The sequence below is a fragment of the Eubacterium ramulus genome (assembly GCF_003122485.1).
Lineage (GTDB): Bacteria > Bacillota > Clostridia > Lachnospirales > Lachnospiraceae > Eubacterium_I > Eubacterium_I ramulus_A.
Genome location: NZ_JRFU01000069.1, coordinates 1 through 11,223 on the forward strand (window position 1 = coordinate 1; position 11,223 = coordinate 11,223).

Consider the following 11,223-nt stretch of genomic DNA (forward strand, 5'->3'; position numbering starts at 1 on the left):
GAGATTGTACTCCCACTGAGAAAGACTTGTTATTACTCACCACTTGCAGAAGTCATTCCATACAGGAACCGGCTACATCCGAAAGATGCTCATTCTGCTCCTCGCCTGAAAGCTGTTCAAAATTATCCTGTGCCTGCATAAAACAGCCCATGACAGCCGCCGCATGTTCTTCCACTAATGCCGCGAATAATGCTTCTTTATTGGAATAGTATCCATAAAAATCCCCGGTCGTCACGTCAGCAGATTTTTAATCTGCTGACGCATTTACTTATCACTATAATGATATCTGCAAGCCAAAATATAAATCGTTGTATCATCAATCTTATAAATCAGACGATCCTTATCATTGATTCTTCTACTCCAATATCCAGATAATGTTCCTGTCAATGGTTCTGGCTTACCAATTCCTTCATTTCCATTCCGATCAATATCTTTAATCAGATTATTAATTTTTTTCAAGGTCTTTCTGTCCTCGGTCTGCCAGTAAACATAATCTGCCCATCCATTATCTGTAAATACTTTATTCATTCTCTTCTACCTCAGACAGCTCATGAGATGAAAATTTCTTTCCTTCCAGCTGAGCCTTAGACTCCATCACCCAGTCATAATTAGCCTTATTTCCCATAACATAAACATTTTCCATCAGATTGTTATATGCTTCCTCTGACATCATCACAACATTTTTGTTATTTTTTCTTGTAACAATCATTGTTTCATAATCGTCAGTTATCTGATCCATGTAACTTTTCATGTTATCCCTTAAATTTGTATAATTAACAGCTAACATAATGTTTCACCTCCGTACAGTTTTCTGTACTTATATTATATTGTACAGGAAACTGTACGTCAAGTGTTATAAGCAACTTTTTACTAATTTACACAAAAAATCCGGCTCCGGGAAATTCCCGAAACCGGATTTTTAATTCATTTGCTTAGGAAGTAAAGACGCTTATTATACTCTTACTTTTCCATTTACAACTTTATAAGTTTTACCGTTTGATTTAACAGTTCCGTTGTAAGAGAAATCTACTTTACCACCTTTGATGTACCACCAGCCGTTGCTATTCTGTGCAATACCGTTGAAATTGAAGTTTACTTTACCGTTTTCAATTCTCCACCAGCCGTTTGCATTTTTCTCTACGCTGTTGCAGTTGAAATCAACTTTACCGTTTTCAATTCTCCACCAGCCGTTTGTGTTTTTTGCTACTCCCGTATAGGAGAAATCTACTTTACCGCCGCGGATGTACCACCAGCCGTTCTCGTTTTTCTCTACGCTGTTGCAGTTGAAATCTACTTTACCGTTTACGATTCTCCACCAGCCGTTTGCATTTTTTGCTACTCCTGTGTAGGAGAAATCTACTTTGCCGTTTGTGATCTTCCACCAGCCGTTCTCGTTCTTGGCTACTGTATTTGCGGAAAAATCTACTTTACCATTGCGGATAATCCACCAGCCGTTCTCGTTCTTAGCTACGGTGTTTGCGGAAAAGTCTACTTTACCACCACGGATGAGCCACCAGCCATTCTCATTTTTAGCTACTGTGTTTGCTTTAAAATCAACTTTGCCGTTCTTTACATACCACCAGCCGTTTACGTTCTTAGCAACTGTTGTTACGTTTGTAGCGATCTCGCCATTTACATAATAGTACCAGTTTCCGTCTGCTGCTTTGGAGTTTGCAAGACCTGTAAATTTGTTTGCTTTTTCAAGAGCTGCAATAGCTGCATTTAAATGTGCTGTAGACTCATCTACGCTTTCCTGACTTGTTTTGCCTTTTGCAGCATTTGCAAGATCGTCCTGTGCTTCTTTCAGTTCTGCCTCCAGACCACTCCAGGTTTTTTCTGTGTAATCGTCTTTATTCAAAGCTTCTGCTGCTTTGATTGCTGCTTCCAGTTTGCTTGTGTCACTTACCGGTGTTGCAGTATGAATATCATCTGCAGTCACATTTACTTCTACATTTGTATCTGCATAACCAAGTGCATGAATGGTCACTACCCATTTTCCTGTTCCGTCAGTTCCTTCCGGAAGCTGGCATCTTAAGGAATCTGTCAGTCCGAGCTGAATTCCCATCATTTTATGCATCCAGTTATCCGCTGCAAATTTTGTTCCATATGTTGCAATAGCTTTATCGCCATTGCCATAATATGTCCACTCTACAGACTGCATTGCTGCTCCGAGATCACCATAGTTCTCAGTCAGATCCACACGGAGAAAATCACCAAATTTGCTGCTGCTTACAACTTCTACACCCATTTTAGCTGTGTCTGCTGTCTTTAATTCCGTATCTTTCAATCCGGATGTTGTGCCAATTGCTGCTACTCCAAAACTGAAGCTTCCGTCTGCACTCATGGAAACAGTTTTCAGGCCATTTGTATTGGCATCTACAGCTGCAACTGCTTCATAACTCTTCAGATTATTCTCAGAATATCCGCCAGACAGTTTTTCACCATTTTCTACTACACTGTAAGCTTTTTTGAACGCTTCCAGATTTTTTGTTTTTACTTTTACCGGAACATATTTGATTCCTTTGATCACATAATGATCGTATGTAGCATTTTTTCCATCTACTGTTAATGTAGTAATACCTGTTTTTCTGTCAGATGCTTTTACAAGTGTCTTTCCATCTTTTAAAATTGCGGTATTTGCATCTGTCCAGGAAACTGGCTCATACTCATTTCCATCTGTGTCATAGATCACGACATCCTGCTGGAAACTTCCTCTGTGGAGACCGTGGTTTGCTGTCGCACGGGTAACAACGTCAAATGCGCCTTTATCATACTCACCGTTTGTATCCATTGTATCAGAAGATAATGTAGATCCTGCATTCTGAACCTTCTCTGCTGCATAATACTCAGCATAAGAAAGAGATGCATATACATAAGTGTATTCCGGAACTACATAAGTAAATGTGAAATCATTTGCATATCCGGTTGCTTTTACAGAAACAGTAAACTCATCTCCCGGCTTTGCATCTTTAAACGGAGTTGCTGACTCATTTAAAGAGCCGTCTTTGTTGATGATCGTAACAGATTTTTTTCCGGATGCAGCATAATCTTTGCCATTTACATTGACACTTTTAATATTTTTAATGTAAGCACTCAGATCATCTGCTGCTGCATCTTTTGCAGCAACAAGACTGTCACTTGCATTGTCATAGGCTGCTACTGCTTTGTCTGTTGTCAGTTCAAATGTTGCAGAAAGATCTGCGTATTTACCACTCTTATCTGTAATTTTCAAAGTATACTGTCCAACTGTAGCACTCTTATCAAAGCTTAATACACCATCTTTTACAGAAACATTATTCAATCCGTCCACACTGTATACCGCATCATAATCAGATGGCAATCCTGTAATAGCTACTGTTGTCTTTCCTGCATCAGCAGAAGCATTCTCAACTGCTACTGTATTTGCAAATTTTACCGGAACATACTGGTTCATTGGGATGTTATATACACCGGCATCTGTGTAATAAGTAACATTATTGATAGTCTGTCCCATCATGGATACATAGTCTGCATAAGAAAGCTGGCAGCCATGTGACTCTGTTACAAATCCCGTACTCCATGCGAGTTCTGTTTTTTTCCAGATATTCTCCACATGACGTAATCCGTAGCTGTCACCCTCTTTTGTGCTGATTGTGACACCGTATACCGTATTGATATTTTTCGGAAGTCCTTCGATATCAAGCTGATAATCACCATATTTCGTAGAAGTAGATAATGTACCGTTTGCATTATCTAACGTTGTTGCAGAAGATGTCTTCACTGCTCCAAAGCTGAGTGCTCCGTCCTTGTTTACAGTAAGCTCTTTATAGTAAGATGGAGCTTCGCTGAGTACATAATAGGAGTAATCTGCACTTTCAAACAATGCATCTTTTCCCACATAAGTTGTGGTAGACTCTTTTCCCTTGATACTTGTAGTAATCTCAACTTTACTCTCATCTGTAATCTGCGTATATTTTCCTGTCAATGCTGCCAGATCACTTACTTTTACAGGGAATGTGATACCACTGATATCTGATCCGTCATTGTTTACATGATAGGAACCGGCTGCCAGGGATGCTCTGGTTTTCATCTTTGTTGCGGATGAAACTGCATCTACATCGGAATCACCCTCTGCTGCATAAAATGCTGCATATGGAATGTTCATCAGAACATAAGCTTCCTGTTTCACATCCTCTTTCTTTGCTTCTTCAAATTTAGAAAGAGCCTCTTTTGCAGCATCTTTTACTGCTGTTCTTGTAATTGTAGCACCTGATTTTGTATCATATCCATTTGCAGTAAACCAGTTATCAATACTTTCCTGTGTTGCCGGCTGTCCAACCAGAGCTTTGATTCCCATATCCGGTTTTTTTGTTGTTCCATTCACTGCTTTTTCAAAATATGTTTTACTTCCAAAATCTCCCGATGCCTCATATCCATTCGTCGGAGTTACCAGAAATTCTTTAAATTTTCCGTCCTCAACAGTCACTCCGACAGTCACATCATAACTGCTCCACTCGTCATCTGATTCTACATGTGTAGTTGCATTATTTACGCCATCTGCCGCTACCTGACTTTTGGTTACTGCAAATGCAGCAGTCGGGTAGGTGCTCATAAATGTAGCTGCTGCAAGAATTGCTGCTGCTACTTTCATTGAAAGTCTCTTTCTTCTCATAAATTCCTCCTTATATTTTTCATTTTCAAAATCAAAAATATCATCCGATTGTACCAACAAACTTTTTTCCTCTAACTCATCTTAGCAACGAGCAATTTCCATTAGCACTATCTAACGGCGGTTATGATAGCATTAGTTTCAGTTAACGTCAACACACTTTTTTCACATTCCCTTTTATTGAAATACTTTCTCATTAATATCGAACGTCTTTTCTCATTAACCATGTTTATTGATAATCTTTTCTCTTAACATCAAAAAGAGAGTAAATCCCTGTTTTAAGATTTACTCTCTTTCATTTTTGATAAATTTCAGAAGTAAAGCAGACATTCGCAATCCGCTTTCGCTACTTGCTCAAGTGAAAAGCAACTGAAAATCTGTCTGTAATTTACCATAATATCTTTTTGTTATTTTACGACTTTTCCTCCACGGATCGTATAAGTTTTATGATTATATTTTACTTTTCCGTTATAGTTGAAATTCACTTTTCCGTTCTGTAAATACCAGGATCCGTTCTGGTTGCTTGCGATTCCGGTAAAGTTGAAGTTCACTTTTCCGTTTTCAATTCTCCACCAGCCATTTGCGTTTTTTGCTACTCCTGTGTAGGAGAAGTCTACTTTACCGCCACGGAGATACCACCAGCCATTTTCGTTTTTCTCTACGCTGTTGCAGTTGAAATCAACTTTGCCGTTTACGATTCTCCACCAGCCATTCTCATTTTTTGCAATGCCTGTGTAACCGAAATCCACTTTACCGTTTGTGATCTTCCACCAGCCATTTTCGTTCTTGGCTACGGTATTTGCTGAGAAGTCTACTTTTCCTCCTCGGATGTACCACCAGCCGTTCTCATTCTTCGCTACGGTATTTGCTGAGAAGTCTACTTTTCCACCGCGGATAATCCACCAGCCATTCTCATTTTTTGCTACAGTATTTGCTGAGAAATCTACTTTTCCATTCTTTACATAGTACCAGCCGTTTACGTTCTTAGCAACAGTTGTCACATTTGTTGCAACTTTTCCATTTACATAATAGTACCAGTTTCCATCAGAAGCTTTCTCATTTGCAAGTCCGTCTGCATGTGTCGGAGCTACAGGAGTTACTGCTTTTTTCTCAAGTTTTGCTGTTGCTTCTATGATTGCATTTGCATAAGCATCTACCTCTGACTGCTGACTTACTTTCTTACTGTAATCAACCGTTTCCAGTACTTTCTGCAAGTTTGCAACACTCTCCTCTGTGTAAACACTCAGATCATCCGGAATTGCGTCAATTGCATCGTATACTTTACTGTAATCTGCTTCTGCTTCTTCTGCTGTAACTTTGATCTGTGCATCCTGATAATTATCACTTACGATGGTCAGTGTATATTCCGTTCCTGCTGTCAGTTCTTTTTCCAGTGTAAGATCCAGTGCATCTAACTTGCCTTCTGCTACCGTTACACTTCCTCTTCCCTGGCGAACAGATAATGTATAAGTCGGATTCTCCAGGTCTTCCAGAAATACATTTTTCAATGCGATTCCAATGTAATTACCTTTTACAGTCGCTTCCATTTCCACAGTTGAGTAAGTTGCTTTGACTTTTTCTGTCAGCTCACTGATCAGTTCTGCTGCGTCTGCAGATGCCGCTTCTTTATTTGCGATCATTTCTTCCGCTTCTGCTACATGCTCTTTCAAATCCGCATTGTTCTCATATCCGTTTGTTGCTTTTGCTTTGTCTACCCATTTCTGAAGCTCTGTCACCTGATCTGCTACAATTGGTGTGGACATTGTTCTTGTAATTTCCGGATAATTTGAACTGCTGATAGTCAGTGTGTAGGTTGTCCCTGCCTCCGGTGCTTTTTTCAGTGTTACTTTTCCGTCTTTGATTTCAGCATTTGTTGCAAGACCACCGGATACAGAAATTTTCACATTTTCCAAATCAGAGGGAATACCACTGATGCTCAGCTCTGTAGAATCATTATCGATGGCATACTGTAAATTACTCAGATCACCTGCATAATATTTTGTCAGTTCCAGACCATTCTCACCGCAAGGCACTTCGATGGTTCCAAGATCTGTGATCAGTGTGATGCTCTTTAAAGTTGCACCATTCATATCGCTGAACTGATAAAACTCATCGCCTGCGCCATGTCCACGTTTCAGGCCCTGACCTTCTTTGATGGACCACGCGATCTCCACATTCGGTCTCTTTGTTCCAAGCCACAGATTTTCCAGACAAGTCATTCCATAAGTTTTTCCCTCTGTGGTATTCAGGATTGCTCCGTAAAGGGTATATGGTGTTGTCTCATTCTCACCTGTTTTTAAAGTGCCGTCTGTTCCAAGTCCGTCTAGTGTAACCTGATAATCACCGTAACCTGCATTCAGGTCAAGTTCTCCAACTGTGATATAGTTGCCGGAAACAGATGCTTCCTGAAGTTTGCTGAAGCTGTATGTTCCATCTGCATTGACTGTCATGGTGCTGAATGCTGCCGGAGCGGTATCCAGATCTGTCATGTAATAATTGTCATTCGCTGTCAGATTTTCTGCTTTCAGTGCTTCGTAAGTCTCTTCCGGAACTGCAACTGCCATGGTCACGCCCATGATATATTTGCCGTTGTTGTAGGTTCCTTTTGCAAGACCTGTTGTGCCTTTAAACTTATTGGTTGTCGCTGTGGAAACAGCGTCTAAACCATTCTCAACCTGCCAAACAGCTTTGTCTGTCAGATTGTAAGCTGCGTAAAAGTCTGTGTACGGTACGTTCATGGTCACGTATTTTACTTTAACTGCTTCTGGTGCTTCGTTAATAGCACTATCTACTGCTGCAAGCATTGCCTTTGATGTGCATGTTGCTCCAGATTTTGCGTCAACACCAGTAGTACCATTCTGGGCGATAATTTTATCTTTTAATTCTGTCATCGCCTCCGTTGAGAGCTTTTTATTTTTCTTTATTTCGGTGCTATCTGCACCATCTACATAAAACTGATTTTCCTCTGAAAAAGCTACATCTGTGATTTTGCCATCGGCAACGGTCACATCTACACTGATCGGATAATTTGTGAAATCCTCATCCTCATCTGCTACAACCGTAGCGGTTCCTGTGTAAGTGCCATCTTTTGTCTTTGTTACACTGGATGCTGCAAGAGCGCTCACCGGCATTGTTCCGGCTGTCATTGCTACCACCATGGCTCCAGCTAATGCTTTTGTCAGAAACTCTCTTCTCTTCTTCATGTTATCCTCCTTTTCCTTCTTTGCGATGATTCGTACCTGCCCTTGTAAATTTGCCTGGCTCCGAATTATTGCAAAAAAATAGACTCCACCCATGTATGCGTCCTGTGCCGCATGCGGGAGAAGTCTCTACCAAGTCCACGACCAGATGTTACTCTGTACCGTGAATTTCAATATTTGGTTTTGTGTTTTATTAGTATTTCCTAACGACAGTTACTATATCATTACAACTTTGGATTTGTCAACAGCTTTTTTCAACTTTTTCGTTATTGAATTTCTTTCTCATTTTCGTTTTTTGTTTAAAATATGGACTATCGGTTCTTCAAAACGTAAATGAAAAATGGAGAAATTTATCTCAACGAACGATTAAGCGAACGACTGAGTTTCACAAGGTTTTGCGCGAGTGGGAGACGACCCGCTTTTATAGGAGTCGAGAACGAGCGCGATGAAACCGCCGTGAAACGAAGGTAGTGAACGTCTAGTGAGCGAGATAAATTTCTCCATTTTTCTTTTATTTATAAACCGACAAACTTGAACAGTATCAGTAAAATTACGGCACGAAGCACCGTATACCAGATCTCATTGCCTTTCAGTGCACGAATCCCCGTATGTATATTTCCCTTCGGGCAGGTATCAATACACTTCTGACACTGAAAACAATCTCCTGACAATTCCGGTGCCGTATCCGGCGCCAGCTCAATATCCGACGGACACTTCATCGTACAAGCCCGGCATCCCTTGATACACTCAGACCGGTCTCTGCGCAGGGTAGAAAACGGCAATACCGGCAGAATAGAAAATACTGCTCCCATCGGGCACAGAACACGGCAAAAAAACCGTTCCTGAAAGCACATGCCAATAACGATCAGCACCAGAAATACCACGCCAAGGGTATAGCCACCCAATTTGAAATTACGCGCATGCAGCATGGAAAATACATCCCACGGACTGAATCCCTTCGCCTTGCTGTATACACCCGTAAAACATGTCACAGCAATAATCGCCAACACGAAATATTTCACTACCTGCAGTTTTTTCACAACTGCCGCTTTCATGGTGATCGGTTTCTTTTTCAGTTTTTTGCAGATAAACACATAAAGTGCCCGCACTGCATCACCCAAACTTCCGAAAGCACAGGCAAATCCACAGAAGAATCTGCCAAACACGATTGTGTATACACACAGCACGATCAATGCTGCCACAAAGGAAGTCACCTCCAGATGTGTTTTTGCTCCCATCTGGGTAAAAATGTATTTGACGCCGTTAAACGCCGCTGTATAGGCAGACGGAATAAACAGAAAATACAATAACTGTATCACTGCCCGCACCCACACATGAATTTTTTTCATGGTCTTTTTATTCGGTTGTTTCACTAATTGGTACCGCCTTTCTCAAGCGCCTGTGCCGTCGCATTTTTGATACCGGTGGAGCTGAACGTTGCGCCACTGATCGTATCTACATCTGCACTCTGTGCGTCTATGATTTCCGGAATAATATCTTTTGCCATGGTCAGATAAGCACTATCCTCTTTTTCTGCAGACAAAATCTCTACGTCTGTGATCTTGCTATCTGCAATGGTTACTTCCACGGTAATATCACCGCCAAATCCTGTGGCCGTTCCCTGATATGTTCCATCTGTATAATTGCCGCCGTTTACGCCAGCTTCCGCAGCAATCTCCGCACTCTGACGGTCTGCTTCTGCTTTTGCTTCCGCATCAATCTTTTCATGCGCCAACGTAACGTGATTGTAGCCAAACAATGCCGCTACGATCATACATACATTGACAATACGAATCATAAACTTTTTCATATTTTCCTGTTTCTATCCTTTACTTATTCTGTCTCCAGGAGCTGTTCCTGTGCTGCCTCCTGCGGATCATTTTCCGGGTCTGTCAGTTCTGTATCTGCGTTACCAGTTTCATCGGTTCCATCCGGCATTTTCACATCTGCCAGATTTTTCTGATCATCTTTCTGCTCCAAAAATTTTGCACGCGCCTGATTTAAGGCTTCTTTGCATGCATCTTTCAATGCTTGGGAAGAACAGGTTGCTCTGGAAACCACATCCACATTCGCAATCGCTTCATTCATGGTTGTTTCTGCATTTTCTTTTGACATATCAATGGTTGCAAGACCGATGATCTGGCTAATAATACCAACATTATTGGATCTTCCATTTGCAGCCCAGTTAATGTATCTGTCATTGCTGCTGTCTCCATCACCAGAAACATTACTGATTGCCGTAATCTTATCGCCTTTTACAGTAATCGTAGCAGTCAGATTGTAAGCATCAAAATCCTCACTTTCATCTGGCTCACACTTTACAGTCACTGTATAACTGCCATCGGCATAATAAGTCGGAGCATTTGTGTTGGAATCATCCGGCTTCTCTGTACTTCCGTTGTTATTACTGTTATTGTTGTTTCCGGTATTGCCATTGTTATTTCCGGAATTGTTATTATTCTGGTTTCCATTATTGGAATTATTTCCGTTAGACGGATTTGCTGCTGCTTTTGCAGACTCCAGCGCTGCTTTAACCGCGTTGATGATACCGTTAGAGCTGTAGGTTGCTCCGGACACAACATCTACACCTGTTGTCTGATTTTTCACAATATTATTGACCACTGCACAGGCACGATTGAAAAATGCCGCATCGTCTTCATTTTCCAGAATCTGTACGGACTGGATCGTATGATTTTTCAGCACGATAGCTACCTTGACATCTCCCAGATATCCTTCTGCGGTTCCATAATAAGTTCCATCCGGATACGGGAAATTTCCGGATACAGATGGTGTCGGCGCAGACTGATTCTGCTGATTGTTCTGCTCTGTATTTTCTGTGGATGCCGGTACTGTGCTTCCGTCTACTGCCGCCTGTGCCAATGCGTTACGAACCGCATTGATGATACCTACGGAACTGTAAGTTGCTCCGGACACAGTATCTACATTCGTGCTCTGAGAAGATACGATTTTCCCGGTAATGGCAGATGCTTTGGAAATATAGCTGCTGCCGTCAGAAGTGGATACGATCTCGATGGACGCAATCTTACCACCGCTGATCACAACTTTTACTTTGATCGGACCTGCAAAACCGGTCGCACTTCCGTAATAGGTTCCATCTTTGTAAGCTGCTGCATCTGCAACTTCTGCCACAGTTGTAGAACCTTCTCCTTTTCCCGGATTTTCCGCTGTTTTTCCACTGTCCTTCTCACCGGTCAGAGCATTTTTAACCGCACTGATGATACCTCTGGAACTGTAAGTTGCTCCGGATACGACATCCACATCCAAATTCTGGGACTGAATGATCCGGTCAATGACTCCTTTGGCACGATTGAAAAATGCTGCATCGTCCGCTTCTACATTCAGAACCGTAATCGC

8 protein-coding genes are annotated in these 11,223 nt (G+C 41.4%); all 8 read right to left on the reverse strand.

Annotated features, from left to right (window positions below; all coding sequences use genetic code 11):
• Positions 1 to 52 precede the first annotated feature (52 nt).
• A complete protein-coding gene (locus LG34_RS06500) occupies positions 53 to 235 on the reverse strand; it encodes a hypothetical protein (protein ID WP_109215373.1) in 183 nt (60 codons plus the stop codon).
• Positions 236 to 264: 29 nt separating this feature from the next.
• A complete protein-coding gene (locus LG34_RS06505) occupies positions 265 to 528 on the reverse strand; it encodes a Txe/YoeB family addiction module toxin (protein WP_109215374.1) in 264 nt (87 codons plus the stop codon).
• Entirely contained in the window at positions 521 to 787 is a 267-nt protein-coding gene (locus tag LG34_RS06510; RefSeq protein WP_109215375.1) for a type II toxin-antitoxin system Phd/YefM family antitoxin, read from the reverse strand. Before LG34_RS06510 ends, LG34_RS06505 begins: the two co-directional genes overlap by 8 nt.
• 165 nt (positions 788 to 952) lie before the next feature.
• Positions 953 to 4,651, reverse strand: coding sequence for a penicillin-binding Tp47 domain C-containing protein (locus LG34_RS06515; protein WP_146190198.1), 3,699 nt, complete (start codon positions 4,649 to 4,651; stop codon positions 953 to 955).
• Between the two features lie 404 nt (positions 4,652 to 5,055).
• Positions 5,056 to 7,851: an FMN-binding protein gene (locus tag LG34_RS06520; RefSeq protein ID WP_181369310.1), complete on the reverse strand. Its 2,796-nt coding sequence runs from the start codon at positions 7,849 to 7,851 to the stop codon at positions 5,056 to 5,058.
• A gap of 512 nt (positions 7,852 to 8,363) precedes the next feature.
• Positions 8,364 to 9,221: a 4Fe-4S binding protein gene (locus tag LG34_RS06525; RefSeq protein WP_242979821.1), complete on the reverse strand. Its 858-nt coding sequence runs from the start codon at positions 9,219 to 9,221 to the stop codon at positions 8,364 to 8,366.
• Positions 9,221 to 9,658 carry an FMN-binding protein gene (locus LG34_RS06530; protein ID WP_109215378.1) on the reverse strand — a complete coding sequence of 146 codons (438 nt, stop codon included), beginning with the start codon at positions 9,656 to 9,658 and terminating at the stop codon, positions 9,221 to 9,223. The genes LG34_RS06525 and LG34_RS06530 overlap by 1 nt, the downstream gene beginning before the upstream one ends.
• A gap of 23 nt (positions 9,659 to 9,681) precedes the next feature.
• Positions 9,682 to 11,223: FMN-binding protein (locus LG34_RS06535; RefSeq protein WP_109215379.1), on the reverse strand; the 1,542-nt coding region annotated here is incomplete at its 5' end.

Bases quoted from the DNA above. Each gene is read 5' to 3' on its own strand.
- LG34_RS06505 (WP_109215374.1), bottom strand. From the start codon at position 528: ATGAATAAAGTATTTACAGATAATGGATGGGCAGATTATGTTTACTGG.
- LG34_RS06510 (WP_109215375.1), bottom strand. From the start codon at position 787: ATGTTAGCTGTTAATTATACAAATTTAAGGGATAACATGAAAAGTTAC.
- LG34_RS06515 (WP_146190198.1), bottom strand. From the start codon at position 4,651: ATGAGAAGAAAGAGACTTTCAATGAAAGTAGCAGCAGCAATTCTTGCA.
- LG34_RS06520 (WP_181369310.1), bottom strand. From the start codon at position 7,851: ATGAAGAAGAGAAGAGAGTTTCTGACAAAAGCATTAGCTGGAGCCATG.
- LG34_RS06530 (WP_109215378.1), bottom strand. From the start codon at position 9,658: ATGAAAAAGTTTATGATTCGTATTGTCAATGTATGTATGATCGTAGCG.